The sequence below is a fragment of the Isoptericola halotolerans genome (assembly GCF_045689585.1).
Lineage (GTDB): Bacteria > Actinomycetota > Actinomycetes > Actinomycetales > Cellulomonadaceae > Isoptericola > Isoptericola halotolerans_B.
On sequence record NZ_CP140108.1, the window covers coordinates 1,396,613 to 1,415,825 of the forward strand.

The window sequence follows — 19,213 nt, forward strand, 5'->3', positions numbered from 1 at the left end:
TCAGAGTGAGAACTCTCCCGCGCGGTCGACGATCAGCGCCAGGCGGACCCGGTTCACGCCCAGCTTCTGGCAGGCCTTGCTCAAGTGGGTCTTCACCGTCGCCTCGCCCACGAACAACCGGGCTGCGATGTCGATGTTGGACAGGCCCTCGGCCACGCAGCGGGCGATCTCCAGCTCACGGTCGGTGAGCCGGGACAGCATCTCTTGTGCCTCGCGCCGCCCACGCGCCGTCGGGGCCGCCGCCACCTGCTCCATCACCACGCGGGCCGCGCGGGGTGACAGCGCGCCGTCGCCGGAGGCCACCGCCTGGACGGCGGCGACGAGCTCGTCGGGCCCGGCGTTCTTGGCGAGGAAGCCAGCGGCACCGGCGTGCACGGCGTCGAGGATCGTGGACTCGGTGTCGAACGACGTCATGGCGACGACGCCGGGCGGGTCCGGCAGCGCGACGACGGCCGCCGTGGCGCGCACCCCGTCCAAGCGCTCCATGCGCAGGTCCATGAGCACGACATCCGGGTGGTGCGCCTGGACGGCCGGCACCACCTCGTCGCCGTCGGACGCCTCCGCGACCACGTCGACCCCGCGCTTCGTCAGGATCTGCCGGAGGAAGCTCCGCACCATCGCGTCGTCGTCGACGACCAGCACCCTGACCACGACGTCGACCCTAGCGCCCACCTGCGACATCGCCGATGCCCGCCCACGGAACGGCCTACAGGGTCGGTGCCCACGGCAGGTGGGCACTCACCAGGAACGTGCCGTCGTCCTGCCGGCCGGCGTCGAAGGTGCCGTCGAGCGCCTCGCACCGTTCGCGCATCCCGAGGATCCCGGAACCGCTGCCCGGCACCGCGTCGGAGGCGGGTGCCGACGTCGGAGGGTTGCGCACCGAGATGTCGATGCCGTCCCCCGGCCGGGCCCGGACGTTCACCGCGACCCGGGAGCCGGGGGCGTGCTTGGCGGCGTTCGTCAGCGACTCCTGGACCACCCGGTACACCGTGCGGGTGAGCGTCGCCGGCGCGGAGTCCCCGTCGGAGACGAAGACGGTCGCGACCAGGTCGACGCCGCGTTCCCGAGCCGAGTCGAGCAGGTCGCCGAGGTCGTCGAGCGACCACGAGCGGGCGCCGTAGTCGTCCGCGCCCTCCCGCAGCGACGTGATGAGCGTGCGCATCTCCTCCAGCGCGTGGTGCGCCGACGCCCGCATCGACCGGGCAACGTCCCCGACCTCGCCGTCGTCGGACGACACCTCGAGGACCGAGGCCTGCAGCGACATCAGCGAGAGCTGGTGGGCGACCGTGTCGTGCATCTCCCGGGCGATGAGGTCGCGTTCCTCCTGGCGGGAGAGCTCGGTCTGCAGCGACTGCGACTGCTGCTGCCAGGTGGCGGCCCGGCCGGCCTCGGTAGCGGCCACCGCGCGCGCGGCGTCGGCGTCGGCGTCGGCGCGGGTGGCCCGGTGACGCAGGAGTCCGACGCCGACGGAGAGACCGAGCACGAGCGCCCCGAGGATCGTGTAGCCGAGGGGCGACATGTACGTCATCGGGCCGCCGTCCTCGAAGGTCGCCGAGAAGATGACGTTCTCCGCGGTGCGTGAGCCGTCACGCCAGAACGTGGCGACCAGCGCGGCCGCGGTGGCGGCGCCGCACAGCAGACTGCGACGCCAGTCGGTGCGGGCAATGACCCAGGGCAGGGCGATCAGCGGGGCGACCGCACCGAGCGGGCTCACGATCCCGACCGCCGCCGTCGCGAGACACACCACGACGGGGTAGCGCTGGCGCCACACCATCGACGCCGCGACACCGGCGGCGACGCAGAACCACAGGAGATCTGCCGCCAGCTGTGAGCCTGTCGGGGTATCCGACGGGACCATGGCCCAGCCGGTCATCGCGCAGGACCAGGCGACGACGGCGGCCCCGACCGTGCCGAGCACGTTCCCGAGGGTGCGTCCCCGCCGACGCGCGGGCCGGTGCGGGGCGACCGGTGGCGCGGTCGGGTGCGGCCCGGGCGGCGGGAGCGGTGGTGGGGCGCCGTGTCCGGTCCAACCGCCGCCGTACCCGGGCGGCGGACCGCCGGGCGGGGGAGGAGGCGATGGCGGGTGCATGCGGTGAGCGTACGAGAAGCCCCCGACCCCGGCGTCCGCTGTCCGGGTCGCTCCGGCGGTGCGGGCTCCACCGTTCGGCTCGGTGGGCCGACCTGATCGGGGGATCCGTGGCCAGGGTGGTGCGGCGCAGGATCGTGCCGTTCGTATCCCGCCCGACCCGCAGGAGACATCATGTCCATGCAGCAGCCCGACCCGTCGCAGCAGCAGCCCTCGTCCTTCGGCCCGCCGCCCGGCGGTGCCGCGCCCGGTGGTGCCACGCCGTACGGCCAGCAGCCGCTGTCGGGCCCCCAGCCGCCGTACGGCCAGGCGCCGCAGGGCTGGACGCCGCCGCCCCCCGCGCCCGAGAAGCGCAAGAACTGGTTCGCCCGACACAAGGTGCTCACCGGTCTCGGTGTGCTGGTAGGGGTCGCGATCGTCGGTGCGGCGCTGGGCGGCGAGGATGAGTCGACGGTGGCCGACGACGTGACGGTCGTGGAGGAGACGGCGGCGGACGTGCCGGCCGACGACGATGGGGCGGACGACGAGGAAGCCGCGGCCGAGAACGCTGCGGCGGAGGACGCTGCGGCGGGGGAGCCCGCGCCCGCGGACCTGCCCGGTCTGGGCGACCCCGTGCGCGACGGCAAGTTCGAGTTCACCGTCACCGAGCTGGAGGATGACGTCCAGCAGATCGGCGACGACTTCCTCAACGAGAAGGCCCAGGGGCGGTTCCTGCTGGTGCACGTGACGGTGGAGAACATCGGCGACGAGGCGCAGTACTTCGACGGGGACTCGCAGAAGCTCGTCGACACCAAGGGGCGCACCCACTCCGCCGACACCGGGGCGGCGATCTACCTCGACGACTCGAACAGCTTCCTCAACGAGATCAACCCGGGCAACTCCGTGGACGGCGTGGTCGTGTTCGACCTGCCTGCCGATGCCAGCGCAGCGACGCTCGAACTCCACGACTCGATGTTCTCCGGCGGTGTCGAGGTCTCGGTGGAGTGACCTCGTGCGCGGGTGGTGCCGCCGCGTCGGCCCTGGTGAGGAGCGCCGGGGCCGACGCCGGGCTGTGGCGAGCGGCGCCGTTGGTTGTGCACGGTCCGTCGGAGTTCACGAGTGACCGGCAACACGCCCTCCGCGTGCCGGTCCGGCAACCGCGCCCCTCGCGCACGCTGCCCCAGGAGGAAGACCGGCCACGCGCCGACCGGCGCGAGGACAAGCGAAGTCGTCGTAGGCCCGGTGCACCCTGGTGCGCCACGCCCGACGATGGCCCGGACACGAAGGAACCGACCGTGGCGCTTACTCCGTCGATCCCCGCGCCCGACTGCACGACGTATTCGACGACGACCCCTGCCGTCGGGCACTCAGCTCCGAGGTGATTTCACCCGCCATCGACCGCGGGCGTGGTCGAGAGCCTCTGGCAACATGGCGGTCGACGATCTAAAGGAGACGCATGGACGCCAAGACCTACCCGCTGCAGGAGATCCTCAAACCCGAGCGTCGGTACATCATCCCGACATTCCAGCGGGACTACGAGTGGACGTTGGAAGGTCAATGGAGACTCCTGTACGAGGATCTCGAGAGCACTGCGGACAAATTGCTCGATGCTCGATCCCATCAAGACGGCAGCTCTTCCGCGCTGAAAAACAAGGAGCAGGATGTAACCCCCCACTTCATGGGGGCGATCGTTTGTGCAAGTCTCCCGTTCGCCACGGGAGGGGTCGCCCTGCGGTCCGTCATCGATGGGCAGCAGCGGTTGACGACGATACAACTCTTGGTCCGCGGACTGCTCGACGTTCTGCAGGAAACCGGGTCGGATCGCCGCAAGTCGGTACGCCGCATGCTCTTCAACCCCGACGACGTCGTGGAGTCGCCCGAGGAGGTACACAAACTTTGGCCGCGCCGGCGAGATCGAGAGGTCTGGCCGGTCGCGATGCAGGACGACGTCCCGGCCTATTCCGGGAGCGTCGACCACCTCTATTTGCAGGCACGCCGGTTCTTCGCCGAGGCAGTGCGAGAGGGTGCGCGCAATGACGCCGGCGAGCCGGACCATCTGCGGCTCCAGGCATTTGCGGACTCGTTGTCGAGCCTGTTCAAGCTCGTGGTCATCGACCTCGATGACAACGACGACGCCCAGGTCATCTTCGAGGTGCTCAATGGTCGCCAGACGCCGCTGGCTCCAATCGATCTGGTCAAGAACCTCCTGTTCCTTCGTGGTGAGCTCGCTGACGACGACGTCGACCGGCTGTACGACGAGTACTGGGCGCACTTTGACGACGACTGGTGGAAGGCGGTGGTCGGTCGAGGTCACGCAGCTCGGGGACGTCGCGACGTGCTGTTGTCGGTCTGGCTCACCGGCGTCTCGGGCTACGAGGCGAACGTCAGCCACCTCTATCGCCAGGCGCGGGAGTACTTGAACGGTCCCGGCGCACCCGACACTGAGCAGGTTCTCCGAGAGCTCAGTGCATACGCGACGGCGTACCGTGCCATCTACGGCGCGGAGGTCATCGATCCGCGCTTGCGCACGCCGTACGAACGGATCAACGCCCTCGAGATCACCACCGCGATCCCGCTGCTCGCGTGGCTGCGGATCACACCGTCGGACGCGATCAGCCTCGATGACGAGGTCCGTGCTGTCCGCGCCGTGGAGTCGTGGGCGCTCCGGCGCTCTTACGTGGGCTGGCAGACGCGTGGCTACGGAACGCACCTCGCGCGGGTGCTGCGGGCGGCTCAGGCCGCGAGAGTAGCCGGAGCGAACGTCGCCGACGCTGTGGTCGCTGCACTCCAAGATGGCGTACTGGCCTGGCCGACCGACGAGGACGTTCACGCGGCGTTCCTCACCCGGCCGTTCTACAACGCCGTCGCGCAGTATCGGATCCGCGTTCTCTTCAGGGCGATCGACGAGCAGATCCGCTTGGAGGACCCGCACGAACCGCCCGTCTCCATTGCGTACGAAGGTCTCCAGATCGAACATGTGCTGCCGCGTAGCTGGAAGGCGCACTGGCCGCTTTGGGGCTCCGACGGCAAGTCGATCGATCCCGAGGCGAGTGATGCCGAGAGCGTCCAGCGTGTGCAGCAGCGCCGCCAGTCATTGGATCGCCTGGGCAACCTGACCGTCGTCACCCAGGCCTTCAATCTTGACGTATCGAATAGCGGGTGGGAGTCGAAGCGGCCGGAGTTCGCGAAACAGGGCGCAATCGTGATCAACAAGGGGATCGCCGCCGTCGAAGACTGGAACGAGGCGGAGATCGATGCTCGGGGCGCCTTCCTCGCGATCGTGGCGAGTCGCGTGTGGCCCGGTCCTGCCGAGCTCGGCGATCACAACAACGAAGTGGCCTCACGAGACCGCATGCCAAAGCGCGGGGGAAGCTCGTGGGGAGGTACGGTCCACGCGTGACTGCATCGTTTGCCACCCAGCTCCTCGGGTGGAAGGAGGCCCGTGGACGACTGGTTCCCAACACGGCCGACACCGCCAGTGCCACCTCGATGACGCTGGCAGCCGCTGTCATAGACAACCTTGGCGTAGCCCGGGGGAGAGCTTCCGACGTCCCTCGAGATCCGGGCGCGGCGCTCGAGCAGATGACGCGCGACGATCTATCGGCGCGCCTGAATGCTGCAACGTCCGAGCGATCCTGGGCCGTCGAGTGCGGCACCTTGATCTCCAGGTTCGAGCAGTACCGGCACCTGGACGCTCTTGACCGTCTGGTGAGGTCTCAGCCAGAGCTGCGGGTCACGATTGGCATGGACTACTTGATCAAGCCCGACGTCACGGTCGGAATCGCGTCATCGTCGGCGGATGCGGTGGCGGGTGGTTCCGCGGTCGAAACGTTCCTCCATGCCGTCGTTTCCTGCAAGTGGACCATCCGGTCAGATCGGGTCCAGAACATCCGGCACGAGTTCGGCCAGATGATTCGTCATCGTCGCGGCCGCCAGCCGCATCTCGTCACGCTGACGGCGGAGCCCCTTCCAACGAGGCTCGCGTCGATTGCGCGAGGCACCGGAGAGGTGGACGCGACCTATCATCTTGCGTTCGATGCTCTTGACCACGCGGTCGCCGAAGTGGGTAACCGAGAGCAGCAGGATGCCTGGCGCGAATGTGTCGAACAAGGACGACTCAAGTCGTATGCCGAACTGGCACCCACGCTCGCAGCGTGGTAGTACATCAGGCGATGTACGGTCTCACTTGACGAGCGATCGCGCGCGCAAGCCCGGACGGCACTGCATTGCCGATCTGCTTCGCAATCGCGATCTTCGATCCGACCCACTGGTAGTCCTCAGGGAAGTCCTGGAGGAGGCTCGCCTCGAAGTGGGTGACTACCCGGTCAACCGAGAGGTTCGGGTCCCCCTTGATGAAGATCCGATCGTCGTCTCTCCGCCGCTGATCCGGAACCCACTGCGGGTGCAGGTACGACCCTTTCTCGGGCTTGAAGAACTCGGTTCGAATCGTATGCGATGGGAAGTCCCAGCGCATACGACCCATGACGTCGGTAGTCCCCGTCGGCTTCTCGCGCCAGCAACGCGGGAGAAGCTCGGTTGGCACATCGAACCGTCCACCGCCCGGCGGAACGTATGAATACCTCTCGAGCGAGAGCGGACGAGGGTCGCGACGGAAATGGATATCGAGTCCCTTGAATACGCCCGGCATTGCCTCACCGAAGAATTCGGTCACAGACTCGGGCAGCTCTGTCGAACCCGGCCGAGTGGGCAAGCCCCCGATCCTGTCGCGCACAGTACGCCAAGGCATGAGGCCCGATCCAGGCTCGGGGCTCCGAGCGTGGGTAGGTGACGGAAGCTCGATCTTCCCCACGCGGGAGCCGATGACGATCGTTCGGCGTCGGCGCTGAGCTACCCCGAAGTCGGCAGCATTGAGGACACCGAACGAGAGTTCGTAGTTTTTGAGCATGCCCCTCTCAACCTCGTCCGTGAGCATCTGGAACTCTGGACTCTTGCTGAACCTGTCGACGTTTTCGATGACGAAGACCTGCGGCCTGGCCTTCATGATGAACCGCATGTACTCGCGCCAAAGCTGGTTGCGCGGGTCGTCGAGGCGCTTCAACCCGAGGTTGGAGAAGCCCTGGCAGGGCGGCCCGCCAATCATCAGGTCCGCTGGAGGGATCACCACGTCACGGACCCCCGCGATGTCACCAGCGATGACGTGCTCCTCGCCGAAGTTCGCCGCGTAGGTCGCTGCCGCGGATCGGTCCCACTCGACGGCGAGCACCGGGACGAAGCCCTCGTCAGCAAACCCGAGGGTCATCCCACCGCAGCCGGCGAACAGGTCGATCATCGTGGGCTTCGTCATGGCGTGATCATATGGTCGGCCGCTGACATCCGCGGGACCCTCGCCGGGTCGCGGCTCTCACACTGCCGGGCAGGTCCGTCGTTGGATCCGCTACGGTCGTCGCGTGCCAGCATCGTTCGCGAAGGACCTGTGCGGATACCGCGACCACGGAAAGCCGAACACCTCAGACCGATCCAAGAAGGACTCGGTCGCCCTGGGCATCGCGCTCTTCGAGGCCCTGGGCGTCCCTCATGACGCCCAGGGGCAGGACGAGACCGGGCTGCCCTTCGCCACCAAGGTCGCCGACGATCTACGCGAACGGGTACGGGCCGTCGGAGTGCTCCACAGAGTGCAACCCGAGCAGGCGCTCAACGAGTTCCAGCAGTACAGGCATGTCGGGGCGCTGAACGAACTCGCAATCGAACCTTCAAAGGGGTATCTCAAGGCCTGGAAGCGGCTGACCCTAGAGGTCACCCGGCGCGTCACCGGCCCGCCAGCGAGCGTTCGGCGCGCCTCGGCGATGATCGACGACGTCGAAGCAGCGGTGGCAGCGGAGGTCGACGACCGGCGTCGAGTCGTCTATGAGATGGGAACTGAGTCTCTGCTGAACTTGGACGTCACCGTTGCGGATGCGCAGTACGGCAGGTTGCCAGAGCTCGAGATTGGGCTGTCCCTCAAGTGGTCGCTACGCACCGACCGGGCACAGGACTGCAGGTCTCAAGGCGCGAAGCTCTCTGCACTGCGCCGCGGGCGCATGCCGCACTTCGCTGCGGTCACGATGGAACCACGGCCCTACATGCTCAATCTGCTCGGCGGTGGGTCCGGTGATGTCGACTGCGTATACCACCTCGATCTTCCTGCTTTGACACTGGCTATCGAGTCCGTCTACGGCGGCAAACATGACAAGTCGTCGAGGCGCACCGTAGGGACCTTCCAGCGCCTCGTCGAGCAGCGCCGGCTGCGGGACTACGACGAGTTGGTCGACGTCGCGATCTCGTTGTGAGAATGAACTGTGGACACTGACTCGTGGGCGTCGTCCCCCGGAGTCCGCCGTGGGATGCAGGCCAACCGTGGGCGTGACACCGGTCCCGAGCTGGCCGTGCGGCGGGCTGTTCATGCGCTCGGGCTCCGCTACCGGGTCGACGCCCGCCCGCTAGCGGACTTGAATCGTCGCGCCGACCTGGTGTTCGGACGAGCACATGTGGCCGTCTTCGTTGACGGGTGCTACTGGCATGGCTGCCCGGTCCACCACACGGTTGCGCGGACCAACGAAAGCTACTGGGCGAAGAAGGTCGAGACGAACCGCAGACGGGACCTGGACACCAACGCGCGCCTCAGGGCGGCTGGCTGGACTGTTGCGCGATTCTGGGAACACGAAGAACCCGCAGAGGTTGCAGGAGAGATCAGCAGGCTCGTGCGCGGGGTGCCCCGCCAGACTGCACCAGCCAGCCGGGGTAGAGCCTGGGGCTCACAGCATCCATGACGGTCGCTTTGAGGACTGGGTTGGCTCCGCGCGGGCAGCCAGACGGCCGAAGCGACGCTCCGCCCAGCCGCGTGCGCGCCCGGTCGGGACGCTGGTCAAGCTGCCGGGCTTCTGCGAAGCTGCGCGTCATGCCGATCCCGTACAAGCGCTACGCCCGAGCGCACCTGACGGCAGCCGAGCAACGCGAACTGACGACAGTCGATGGCCTCGCGTGCCAGTTGCGGGGCCATCTGACCCAGCGCGCCGCCGACATCGATCTGATCCACGTACACGGTGCCCAGAGCAAGGACGTGCAAGATGTTGTCGCCGAATTACTCTGCGGCCACCTCAGGTTCGGCCAGGAGGTGGTGCTTACTCCGCAAGACGGTCTCGTCACGCGAGCGCGACCAGACTTCTTCTTTCGCCTGGACGACGGGCGCGGCATCCTTGCCGAAGTGGAGCGCGGGGGGACGACGCTCAACAACCATGACCTCAAGGACCTGTGGAAGACTCACGTGGCGCCGGATGCGCAGCACTTGTTCCTCGTGGTTCCCATGGCGAACTGGAATCAAAACGGTTCCGCCCGTGACAAGCCGTTCCCTCGAGTGGTTCAGCGTCTGGGCGCCTTCTTCGGGGATGAGCGCCGTGAAATCGACGTCCTGAGCGTGCATATCTTCGGCTACGGCCGGGAGACGCCTCCTGCGTGATCGCGCTCGTCGACACGAATCCAGTCGATCGTGAAGAGCGCCAGCAGCCCCTCAGCGAGCTGCGCGATGTCTTCGGCGTGGTCATGCATCTCGGTGATGACGGCGACGGTCCCTGGCTCGGCGTGGCCACGATCTCCGAGTTCCATGAGGTTCACGCCCATCGTGACCATATGCCGTAGCGTCCGGACGACGCTCGTCGTCTCGATGATGATGTGGAAGGTTGTCGCGTCGTTCACGTCGTCGCCGAGCGCCTCGCCCCAGGCGGACCAGCCGTCGCCTTCGGCCGCTGCGACCTCACCGGCCTCGCGAAGTGCCCGTAGAGCGCCGCCGACTTGGGTGTAGTGGACTCCGACGTGGACGGCGTAGTGGTTGATGGAGTCGATCATGTGCCCAGCGTCATCTGGGCGACCGGATGGGTCAGCTCATGCGATCACCAGCGTCGCGCCCCGTGAGCTGGAGATATCGTCAGCTGTGCCGCGCAGCCTGCCGCCGCAGTTCCCCGATCAACCACGGATAAGGGTCGACGAGCGCCGGCCGGTCAGCCCTGATCTCCTCCCCGAGATCCCGCAGCGCCCCGCTCGCCGTGTAGTAGCGGCCCCGCGTCTGCCCGTGGGCTTCGAGCAGACCCGCCGAGACGAGCCCTCGCAGGTCACGGCTCGCCGTCTGCTCCTCGACCCCGCTCTGCTTCACATAGGTAGGGCGGACGACCCGTAGCCCGCGGACGGCGTCGAACAGAGCGTCGGCGACGCGGGGCTGCAGGCTGAACTGCGCGATGAGCTCGTCGAGCGCCACCCATGTCCGGTCGGCCTCGTCGAACCGGCGCTGCAACGTCTGGGCCTGCATGTGGTGGGCACGGAGGCTGAACTTGATCCACAAGCCGGCGTCGTTCTGGGGGTTCCATGCGCCGGCGCCGGTGACCGCCAGGACGCGGTAGTAGTCGTCGGTGTTGCTGCCGAGCCATTCCTCGATGCTGGAGAACGTCGGTTCGAGCACGCGGTCCTGGGCGAGCACCAGCGTCTGCAGCGCGCGAGCCATCCGGCCGTTGCCGTCCTTGAACGGGTGGATCATGACCAGGTTGAGGTGTGCCATGGCCGCATCGACCAGGGTGTCGGTTCCGTCCGTGCGCAACGAGCCCACGAGTTCATCGACCAGGTCCGCCACGACCTCGGCAGGTGGCCCCTCGTAGACCGTCACGTCGGCCACGTCGTCACGGACGTAGATCGATCCAGGCCGGAACCGTCCAGGATCGACCGACAGGTCGTGCTCCATCAGCATGAAGTGCAGCGACCGCAAGGTCTGGGAGTCCACGACGAATCCGGGCTCGGGCGCCATCCTCAGGATGTACGTCATCATGCGGCGGTAGCCGAGGATCTCTGACCAGGTGCGCTGGTCTGCTGTCAGGGGAGGCTCGTCGTCCACAGCTGCCAGAGCGTCCTGGTCCGACACGGTGTAGCCCTCGATCGTGTTGGACCCTTGGATGGCGCGCGCCTGGGTGGTTCGGCGCATACCGTTCGTCCAGCGGCGCGGCGTGCGGAGCATCAGCGCGAGGGAGTCGCGGAGGTCCTGGATCTCGGCGATGACTCCGGTGTCCTCGAGGTCGGTCTCGGGCGTTCGGTAGATGGTGGGCACGATCCGCTCCCCGCGTGACACAATGACTTAATCATAGTGTCACGACGCGCACGGATGACGCAATGATTAAGACATAGTGACAAGGGCCGGAGCCAGTGGCGCGGCGGGTCTCGAGGGCCGCGGAACGACGCCGATGGAGCCCGGGCCGCGTAGGCGTTGGAATCGCATCTTGCCGTTTTGCACATCAGTTCTCGCCGATCTGCAGGCCATGTTTCGCCGTTCTGCACGCGGAGCGTCGCCGATCCGCAGCGATCGCCGACCCACTCCTCACATTCGGCCGAGCCGCTCCAACCCCTGCACCCCGGCCTCCGACACGACCTTCAGCCGCCCGACAGCCTCCACCACCTCACCGCGCCCCCGATCAACGTCAGTCACCCGCGTCGGGTTGAGCGGCGTCGAGTGCGACCACGCGGCGACGTCCGGCTCGGCCATGTAGGCCGCCGTCGCCACGGCTCCGGCTGCCTGGACGCCGACCCACTCGGACGGAGTCGAGAACAGCGGGGTGGAGGGGCACAGCGCGTTCAGGTCCGCATCGCTCCACGCCGGCCGCGTCGCCTCGACGTACCCCGCCAGCGCCGCCCCGAAGCACGGGAACCCGGCCCGCACGGGCTGCAGCACCATGCGTCCGTCGGACCAGATGGGCACGGCCGGCCGCTGCCGCAGCCCTTCAGCAGCACAGTGCACGACGACGGCGCCTGCCCCGATCCGCAGGTCCCCGCGGTCGAGCGACACCAGCCCCGGCGACACCCGCCGCACGTGCCCGAGCCGCACCACGTTCTCCACGGTCCGCAGCAGCTCGAGCTCCCACCGTGCCAGCGTCGGCACCCGCGCCATGGTCGGCACCACGTCCCGGTCGACCCGGAGCATCACGCCGTCGTCCTCGAGGCGCAGGAAGAACTCGTCCACCGAGGACGCCGCGGCCCCCGCCTCCATCATCGACGCAGCCATCCCCAGGAAGACCGCCGGGTCAGGCTGCACCACGGCCCGGTCGAGCATCCAGGGGTCGCGCGGCCGCACCCAGCACACCTCCTCGGGCGACACCCCGCGCCCCAGCAGCCAGACGATCGCGTCGGTCGCGGTCTTCCCCGACCCGACCACCACGAACGACCTGGCCGACTCCGCCACGAACGGCAGCTCACCCACGGGCACGCAGGTGACGCCGTCGGACACCTCGAACGGCGGCGGCTCCAGCGCGGGGATGCGCGGCGACAGGTACCGGGCGTCCACGACGCGCCGCCGGACGCGCACGTCCCGCTCGACGCCGGGACCGAGCGCGACCACTCGTCCGCCGTCGGACACGTCATGGTCGCCGAGGAACGTGAAGCGCCCGCTGGGCTCGAACCGCTCGCGCAGCACGCGCTCGTAGTAGTCGCAGACCTCGGCGCCGGTGGCGCGCTCGTGCAGGCCGGCCTCCGGACCGGACGTCTGGATCGCCCCGCCGAACGGCGTCGACGCCACCCCGTAGAACGGCGACGCCTGGTGCAGTCGGACGAAGGGATAGGCGTCGCGCCAGTGGCCGCCGACGGCGTCACGCCGGTCGACGAGCGTCACGTGCGCGTCGCTGTGGTCCAGCACCGCGTCGGTGAACGCCATGCCGGCGGCCCCCGCGCCGATGACGAGGTAGTCGGTCTCCAGGGCTCTGCCCATGGGACCAGTGTCTCCCAGCGAGCCGGGCCGTGGAGCGGCCCCTCGCGGGACCGCTCCACGACCGGCCGGTGACGACGTCAGTCGAAGCTGACGCGGAACGTCGCCCTCGCGTGCGTGTCGTCGGCGCTGGTGGTCATGCCCGCCGCGCGCAGCGGCTCGAGGTAGCCGAGGGCTTCCGGGTCCGACTCCAGCACGGGACGCAGCACGTCCGTCAGCAGGTCGAGGTCGACGTACAGCACGCCGCTCGCGTCCTCGGGGCTGACGACGCTGCGGTAGGCGTCCGTGGAGCCGAGGCCGCCGTCCGCGGCGATCTCGGTGGCGTACGCGTCGTTCGTCGCGAACACGAACCCGTCGTCGGCCGGCGAGGTCGTCAGCGGGTCCGTGCCGGAGTCGGTCAGCAGGCCATCGATGCGGCCGGCGAGGTCCTCGAGGGCCGCGGTGTCCCCGACGGTGCGCACGCCCACGGAGACGTCGGACATGCCCGCCACCGTGTCCAGCGAGTCGAGGCCGCGGGAGTCGACGGCGATCGCGATCTGCTCGCCGGCGAGCGTCACCAGGTCGTCGGGCAGCCGGATGCCGTACTCGTCCTCGAGCAGCGCCACGATGCCGTCCAGGTCGGGCTGGCCGGCCCCGCCCCAGGGGTCGTCGGTGGCGGTGGCCGACACGTCCGCCGACGCGCCGGTGCAGGAGTCCACGAAGATGTCGACCAGCATCTCGTCGTCGGCGGTGAGCGCGTCCTCCGTGAGACCGAAGGTGTCGTACGCGGCCTGGACGCAGTAGTCGTGCATCTCCGGGTCCACCTCGGCAGGCGTCGCGGCGGCGTCCTCGGTGCCCGGCATCAGTGCCTCGCCGCCGAGCGCCCCGCCCCCGAGGGTCGCCATGGAGTCGTACAGCTCGCGGAACTGCTCCCACGCGTCGTCGACGGCGCCGGGAGCGGTGGAGCCGGAGATCGCCGCCAGCGTGGTGTCCGGCAGGGCCGCCGTCACCGAGGTGCCGGTCGCCCGGTACGGCGCGAGGACGGCCTCGTCGCCGGCAGAGAGAGTCTCCAGCTCGATCCCGTCGGGGTTGGCGCGCAGGGCGCCGGCCATGGTGGTGAGGGATTCCAGGTCCTCCAGGTCGCTCTCGGCCAGCGCGCCCTCGGTCAGCTCGGGAACCGCGTCGAGCGACCAGTCGAGGGCGGCCTCGGCGTCGGCCCAGAACGACACGAGCCCCGCGTCGCCGAGCGCCTCCATGTCCGCGGTGAAGACCTCGTCGTCCGCGAGCGAGCTCTCCTCGGCGTCGGCCACGACGTCGGCCGCGGCCGTGCCGTCGGTGATGAGCGCGTAGCCCTCGGTGAAGGCGAGCTGGCCGGCGTCGAGGGCCTCGCCGCAGCCCAGGCCCGACTCGAGCGCAGGGCGGGCGGCGTCCTCGTCGGTGACGGCCAGCACCCAGACCGGCTGGGGCTCGCCGTCGACGCCGGGGACCGCGGCGAGCGCGGTGCGGTCACCGATCCACGGGGCGACGTCGGCGTCGTAGTCGACCTCGCACTCGCCGTTCGCGACGAGCGCGTCGACGATGACCTGCTTGAGGTCCGAGTCCTCGGTGACCTCGACGCCCAGGTCCTCGGAGAAGTCGGGCAGGCGGTCCGCCAGGCGCAGCAGGTTGATCTTCTGCTCGGCCGACGGGTCGAGGTCCACGCGCACGTACCCGATCGTGGAGGCGGGCAGCGCCGCCTCCGGCTGAGCGCCACCGCCGTCCAGCATGGCGTAGGCGGCGGCACCGGCCCCGCCCAGGAGCAGGACTCCGGCGGCGACCGAGCCGCCGATCACCAGGCCCTTGCGCGAGCGCCGCGCGGGCCCCGTGGGCTCTGCGGGCTCGGCCGGCGCGGCGGTCTCAGCGGGCGCCGCGGCCGCTGCAGTCCCAGCCGGCTCGGTGGGGTTCTGGTCAGACGGCGGGTCTGCAGGTGCTCCGGGCTGAGGCTGCGGCGGCTGGTCGGTCACGAAGGTGTCCCCCTGGAAGTAGTCGGTGGCGGGATGCCGACCGTACCGAGCGACCGGCCGTGCCGGAAGGGACGTCCATGGACAGAACTACCCATCGCCCCGCAGATCACCCGGTGACGTCCCCGTCCACGTAGAACCACCGGCCGCCCTCACGCACGAACCGGCTCTTCTCGTGCAGCCGCCCGCGTCCGGCCGCCGGGCCTCCCCCCGAACCCGCACCCGAACCCGAACCCGAACCCGCACCCGCACCCACCGCCGACCGGAACGTCGCGACGAACTCCACCTCGCCGTCGTCGTCGAAAGGGCCGCCGCCCAGCGTGGACAGGACGTCGAGCCGGCGCCACTGCTGCTCCGGGTCCAGCTCCAGGACGGACGGCCGCGTCGTCGGGTGCCACGTCCGCAGAAGATACGAGGCGTCGCCGACGGCGAAGGCGGCGTACCGCGAGCGCATGAGCGTCTCCGCGGTCCCGGCCGTCCGTACACCCGCGTGCAGCGGTCCGCAGCACTCGCCGTACGGCAGACCGGTCAGGCAGGGGCAGCGTGCGGCGTCGTCCATGGGGACATGGTTCACCACGTCGGCGTCAGGGCGCGAGGACGTCCTCGACCGGCGCCAGGTGCACGGCAGGGTCGCTGCTGGCCTCATCGACGAGGCTCCGGGTGAACCCCGACCGTGCGGCGAGGACGATCGACGCGCCGTCCGTCGACAGCCCGCGGTCAGAGCCTGTCGGTGAGCTCAGTCAGCGAGCCAGCGGCGGAGTTGCCAGGCGGGGGCGATCCAGATCATGGCTCCGGGGTCCTCAAGCAGGCAGTAGCCGGGCCGCCAGCGAGCGGGCCGTCGCCTCGAGCGTGGTGACGTCCATCCCGGTGCGTCCCATGAAGGTCAGGCCTTGCTGTGCGGCCAGGAGTGCCCTGGCCGTGCCGACCGGGTCGGCGGAGGTCCCCATGTCGCCCTGGGCCTGCGCGCGGCGCACGCCGTCGGCGAGCACGGCCGTCATCCCCTCGTAGGCCTGTCGCGCTTCGGCAGCGACGACGGGGTCGGCGGCAGCCAGCTCCGTGGTGCTGTTGGCGAGCAGGCAGCCGCGCCGGGCGGCCACGCCTTCGGGGTCACCTACCGGCATCATGACGAAGGAACGCAGCGCCTCGACCGCGTTCGGTGCTGAGTCGATCGACCGGCGCAGCATGCGGTCGAGCGAGGCGACGTACCGGCGCAGCACCCGCAGGAACAGCTCGTGCTTGTCCCCGAAGGCGGCATAGAGGCTGCCCTTGCCCAGGTTGCTGACCCGCATGAGGTCCTGCAGCGACGTTGCCGCGTAGCCCGCGTCCCAGAACTGGTCGCACACCGCGCGGAGTACCGCGTCCTCGTCGAACTGTCGTGGCCTTGCCATGTCCCCATCCTAGAAGTTCTTGACCGATTGGTCCACCATGCTTATTGTGGACCGACCCGTCAAGAACCGCGGTGAGGTGTGGTGACCGAACGGCACCTGCCTCGGTTCGACGCACCCCGCAGAGAGGACGAACACTCATGAGACAGCTGACCGACAAGACCGCCCTGGTGACCGGCGCGAGCACCGGCATCGGGCTCGCCACCGCCGAGCGCTTCGTCGCCGAGGGCGCGCACGTCTACCTCACCGGGCGCCGCAAACAGGAGCTCGAAGCTGCCGCCCGAGTGTTGGGCGACCGGGCGACGGCGATCCAGAACGACGTCTCCGACCTGGATGACCTCGACAAGCTGTTCGAACGGATCGCCGACGACGGGAAGCGGCTCGACGTCCTCTTCGCGAACGCCGGTGGGGGCGAGGCGGATCAGCCCTTGGACTCACTGACCCCCGAGGCCTTCGACCGCACTTTCGGGATCAACGTTCGAGGCACCGTCTTCACCGTCCAGAAGGCGCTGCCGCTGCTGAACAGCGGCGGGAGCATCGTGCTCACCGGCTCCAGCTCGGCACGCCGCGGCGTCGTGGGCTTCGGCGTCTACTCCGCCACGAAGGCAGCATTGAGGCAGTTCAGCCGAGTATGGGCCGCTGAGCTCGCGCCCCGCGGCCTACGGGTCAACACCGTGGTGCCCGGTCCCACCGACACCCCCGGGCTCCGCGGCCTTGCCAAGAACTCGGGACAGGAACACGCGCTGCTCGACGACATGGCCAGCAGCACGCCCCTGGGCCGCACCGCTGATCCTGCCGAGATCGCCAACGCCGTGCTCTTCCTGGCCTCTGACCAGTCCAGCTTCATCACCGGTAGCGAGCTGTTCGTGGACGGCGGCGAGGTGCAGGTCTACCCCTGACCGGGCCTTGCGCTGCCTCTCAGGGCCGCTGCCACTCCCGGGCGAGCATCCCGTACACCAGGGTGTCGGTCCACTCGCCCTTGGACCACCAGTCCGCGCGCAGCCGACCCTCGCGCTGCATCCCCACCCGCTCGCACAGGCGGGCCGACGGTTCGTTGCGGGCGTCGAGCTGGGCGACCACCCGGTGCATCCGGTACCGGTCGAACGCGATGCCGAGCAGGGAGCGCAGCGCCTCCGTCGCGAACCCGCGGCCGCCGTGGCCGGGGTGGAACGCCCAGCCGACCTCTCCGCGGGACACGGTGTCCCCGGTCGTCCACAGGGCGATGTCGCCGACGACGGTGCCCTCGTGCTCGACGACCAGTGCCAGGGCGGACGCGGGGCCGTCGATGCCCGTGCGCTGCCGGCGCAGCGCGAGCTGGGTCTCGGCCACCTCGCGCGTCCACGGCTCCTCGAGCAGGAACCGGGCCACCTCGGGATTCGCGTAGTAGTCCAGCAGCGGCTCGAGGTCGTCCTCCTGGTACGTGCGCAGCACGAGGCGGCTCGTCCTGACGGGCAGGAGAGCAGGCTGGGGTGGGGTCGCCTCGGTCACGGTGACGAACCCTAACCCGGCTCGGCCCTGCGCACCCTGCGATCGATCGGGGCCGGGCGTGGAAGCATGGCCGCCAGACGGGTGTGACCGCGCCCGGGTGAGGAGCGCTCCATGGACACCGTTCGGCACAGCATCGCCCTCGTGGCGCACGACAACAAGAAGGTCGAGCTCCTGCGCTGGGCCGAGTTCAACCGGGGCACCCTGTCCGGGCACGAGCTCTGGGCGACCGGCACCACCGGCACCATGCTCGAGTTCGAGCTGGGGCTGCCGGTCCACCGGCTGCTCTCCGGTCCGGTGGGCGGCGACCAGCAGATCGGCGCGAAGATCGCCGAGGGGCTCATCGACATGCTGATCTTCTTCTGGGACCCGCTCGAGGCGCAGCCCCACGACCCGGACGTCAAGGCGCTGCTGCGGCTCGCGGCCGTGTGGAACGTGCCGATGGCGTGCAACGTCACCACGGCGGACATGATGATCTCCTCGCCGATGATGCGTCAGGACTACACCGCCGGTCGCCCCGTGATCGGCGCGCGTGCCTGGGAGGGCGGCCAGCCGGCCTGAGCGCCGACGACGCAAGGGCCGACGCCCGCGGCCCGCCGCGACGTCCGGCGGGATCGGCCCGCCACGGTTGTCCGTGAGGCAAACGGAGGTTCCCGCAGGGCGTGATCGATGATGCCTGGGCAGTCCCGAATCACGCACAGCGTGAGAATCACGTCGGACGTGATCACCGATCGCTGTGCGGGAGCCGTTCACGCACTGCGGTAACCCTCGATCTGCACACTCGAAGACCTGTCGTCACTGGAGCGTGATCGAGGTCAGGAGCCGCGTGAGACCCTGAGCCATGCCGCTGCGATTCGAGGAGCTCGACTTCCAGCCGACGCCGATGGGGGACATCAGCCTGCGCCGTCGGTACGACCCGGCCGCGCGGCAGGACGTCTACGAGGTCCGCCTGGGCGACGAGTACCTCATGTCGAGCCTCTTCACGGTGGCCGAGCGCGAGCTCGCCACCCTCGCCCTGGACCGGCTCACCGCGCCGGACGGGGCCGCGCTGCGCGTGCTGGTCGGTGGCCTCGGGCTCGGCTACACCGCGCAGGCGGCGCTCACCGACCCGCGGGTCGGTGAGGTGACGGTGGTCGAGTACTCCGGCCCGGTGCTGGACTGGCACCGGCGTGAGCTGTTGCCGGACGTCGCCGGGCTCGCCTCCGACCCGCGCTGCCGGCTCGTCCAGGGCGACTTCTTCCACCGGATGCGCGAGGAGCCGCAGGTCCGGTATGACGCGATCCTGCTCGACATCGACCACAGCCCCCGCCACGTGCTCCACCCGAGCCACGCCGCGTTCTACGACGCGGCCGGCCTGCGCGCGATGGCCCGCCACCTGACCGACGACGGTGTGTTCGCGCTCTGGTCGGACGACCCGCCCGACGCCGCGTTCGAGGCCGAGTCGGAACAGGTGTTCGCCGAGCGTTCGTCGCACCCGGTGCCCTTCGCGAACCTGCTCACCGGCGGCGAGTCGAGCAACACCGTCTACCTCGCCCGCGGCGTCCGCGGCGCCGCGTCCGCGTAGCCACCCCGG

The 19,213-nt window shown here is 69.4% G+C and carries 19 protein-coding genes and 1 riboswitch; of the genes, 9 read left to right on the forward strand and 10 right to left on the reverse strand.

Annotated features, from left to right (window positions below; translation table 11 throughout):
- On the reverse strand, window positions 1-651 hold the full coding sequence (locus tag UQW22_RS06600) for a response regulator (RefSeq protein ID WP_407320108.1): 651 nt from the start codon (window positions 649-651) through the stop codon (window positions 1-3).
- A gap of 55 nt (window positions 652-706) precedes the next feature.
- Window positions 707-1,918 carry a sensor histidine kinase gene (locus UQW22_RS06605; RefSeq protein ID WP_407320109.1) on the reverse strand — a complete coding sequence of 404 codons (1,212 nt, stop codon included), beginning with the start codon at window positions 1,916-1,918 and terminating at the stop codon, window positions 707-709.
- Between the two features lie 342 nt (window positions 1,919-2,260).
- Between UQW22_RS06605 and UQW22_RS06610 the strand changes: the two genes are divergently transcribed.
- The 3 genes from UQW22_RS06610 (at window position 2,261) to UQW22_RS06620 (ending at window position 6,226) form a co-directional block, all read left to right on the forward strand.
- Complete coding sequence (locus UQW22_RS06610) at window positions 2,261-3,073, forward strand: DUF4352 domain-containing protein (RefSeq protein WP_407320110.1); 813 nt, start codon at window positions 2,261-2,263, stop codon at window positions 3,071-3,073.
- A gap of 103 nt (window positions 3,074-3,176) precedes the next feature.
- Window positions 3,177-3,294: riboswitch (SAM riboswitch) on the forward strand.
- 227 nt (window positions 3,295-3,521) lie between these two features.
- Window positions 3,522-5,465: a DUF262 domain-containing protein gene (locus UQW22_RS06615; RefSeq protein WP_407320111.1), complete on the forward strand. Its 1,944-nt coding sequence runs from the start codon at window positions 3,522-3,524 to the stop codon at window positions 5,463-5,465.
- Window positions 5,462-6,226 (forward strand): NgoMIV family type II restriction endonuclease, encoded by a 765-nt coding sequence (locus tag UQW22_RS06620; RefSeq protein WP_407320112.1) that lies wholly within the window; start codon window positions 5,462-5,464, stop codon window positions 6,224-6,226. The genes UQW22_RS06615 and UQW22_RS06620 overlap by 4 nt, the downstream gene beginning before the upstream one ends.
- 4 nt (window positions 6,227-6,230) lie before the next feature.
- Here the strand turns inward: UQW22_RS06620 and UQW22_RS06625 are convergent, their stop codons facing one another.
- Window positions 6,231-7,370, reverse strand: coding sequence for a DNA cytosine methyltransferase (locus UQW22_RS06625; RefSeq protein WP_407320113.1), 1,140 nt, complete (start codon window positions 7,368-7,370; stop codon window positions 6,231-6,233).
- Window positions 7,371-7,473: 103 nt separating this feature from the next.
- Between UQW22_RS06625 and UQW22_RS06630 the strand changes: the two genes are divergently transcribed.
- The 3 genes from UQW22_RS06630 (at window position 7,474) to UQW22_RS06640 (ending at window position 9,518) form a co-directional block, all read left to right on the forward strand.
- Complete coding sequence (locus tag UQW22_RS06630; protein ID WP_407320114.1) at window positions 7,474-8,352, forward strand: NgoMIV family type II restriction endonuclease; 879 nt, start codon at window positions 7,474-7,476, stop codon at window positions 8,350-8,352.
- A 54-nt stretch (window positions 8,353-8,406) separates the two neighbouring features.
- A complete protein-coding gene (locus tag UQW22_RS06635; RefSeq protein ID WP_407320115.1) occupies window positions 8,407-8,832 on the forward strand; it encodes a very short patch repair endonuclease in 426 nt (141 codons plus the stop codon).
- 128 nt (window positions 8,833-8,960) lie between these two features.
- On the forward strand, window positions 8,961-9,518 hold the full coding sequence (locus UQW22_RS06640; protein ID WP_407320116.1) for a hypothetical protein: 558 nt from the start codon (window positions 8,961-8,963) through the stop codon (window positions 9,516-9,518).
- Here the strand turns inward: UQW22_RS06640 and UQW22_RS06645 are convergent.
- From UQW22_RS06645 to UQW22_RS06670, 6 genes are all read right to left on the reverse strand, one after another.
- Window positions 9,491-9,904, reverse strand: a complete 414-nt coding sequence (locus tag UQW22_RS06645; protein WP_407320117.1) for a hypothetical protein — start codon at window positions 9,902-9,904, stop codon at window positions 9,491-9,493. The genes UQW22_RS06640 and UQW22_RS06645 overlap by 28 nt on opposite strands.
- A 79-nt stretch (window positions 9,905-9,983) precedes the next feature.
- Window positions 9,984-11,147: a Fic family protein gene (locus tag UQW22_RS06650; RefSeq protein ID WP_407320118.1), complete on the reverse strand. Its 1,164-nt coding sequence runs from the start codon at window positions 11,145-11,147 to the stop codon at window positions 9,984-9,986.
- Window positions 11,148-11,414: 267 nt separating this feature from the next.
- Window positions 11,415-12,794 (reverse strand): NAD(P)-binding protein, encoded by a 1,380-nt coding sequence (locus tag UQW22_RS06655; RefSeq protein WP_407320119.1) that lies wholly within the window; start codon window positions 12,792-12,794, stop codon window positions 11,415-11,417.
- Window positions 12,795-12,871: 77 nt separating this feature from the next.
- The gene (locus tag UQW22_RS06660) at window positions 12,872-14,773 is read right to left on the reverse strand and encodes a DUF3352 domain-containing protein (RefSeq protein ID WP_407320120.1); all 1,902 of its coding nucleotides are present in this window, start codon (window positions 14,771-14,773) and stop codon (window positions 12,872-12,874) included.
- A gap of 106 nt (window positions 14,774-14,879) precedes the next feature.
- Window positions 14,880-15,329: a YchJ family protein gene (locus UQW22_RS06665; protein ID WP_407320121.1), complete on the reverse strand. Its 450-nt coding sequence runs from the start codon at window positions 15,327-15,329 to the stop codon at window positions 14,880-14,882.
- 241 nt (window positions 15,330-15,570) lie between these two features.
- Window positions 15,571-16,158, reverse strand: coding sequence for a TetR/AcrR family transcriptional regulator (locus tag UQW22_RS06670; protein ID WP_407320122.1), 588 nt, complete (start codon window positions 16,156-16,158; stop codon window positions 15,571-15,573).
- A gap of 137 nt (window positions 16,159-16,295) precedes the next feature.
- Here UQW22_RS06670 and UQW22_RS06675 point away from each other — a divergent pair, with 137 nt between their 5' ends.
- On the forward strand, window positions 16,296-17,054 hold the full coding sequence (locus UQW22_RS06675) for an SDR family NAD(P)-dependent oxidoreductase (RefSeq protein ID WP_407320123.1): 759 nt from the start codon (window positions 16,296-16,298) through the stop codon (window positions 17,052-17,054).
- A 19-nt stretch (window positions 17,055-17,073) separates the two neighbouring features.
- On the opposite strand, the gene UQW22_RS06680 is transcribed toward UQW22_RS06675, so the two are convergent.
- Window positions 17,074-17,643, reverse strand: coding sequence for a GNAT family N-acetyltransferase (locus tag UQW22_RS06680; protein WP_407320124.1), 570 nt, complete (start codon window positions 17,641-17,643; stop codon window positions 17,074-17,076).
- Window positions 17,644-17,754: 111 nt separating this feature from the next.
- Here UQW22_RS06680 and UQW22_RS06685 point away from each other — a divergent pair, with 111 nt between their 5' ends.
- Together UQW22_RS06685 and UQW22_RS06690 are read left to right on the forward strand one after the other, a co-directional pair.
- Window positions 17,755-18,201 (forward strand): methylglyoxal synthase, encoded by a 447-nt coding sequence (locus UQW22_RS06685; RefSeq protein ID WP_407320125.1) that lies wholly within the window; start codon window positions 17,755-17,757, stop codon window positions 18,199-18,201.
- A 280-nt stretch (window positions 18,202-18,481) separates the two neighbouring features.
- The gene (locus tag UQW22_RS06690; RefSeq protein WP_407320126.1) at window positions 18,482-19,204 is read left to right on the forward strand and encodes a spermidine synthase; all 723 of its coding nucleotides are present in this window, start codon (window positions 18,482-18,484) and stop codon (window positions 19,202-19,204) included.
- The last annotated feature ends 9 nt before the right edge of the window (window positions 19,205-19,213 follow it).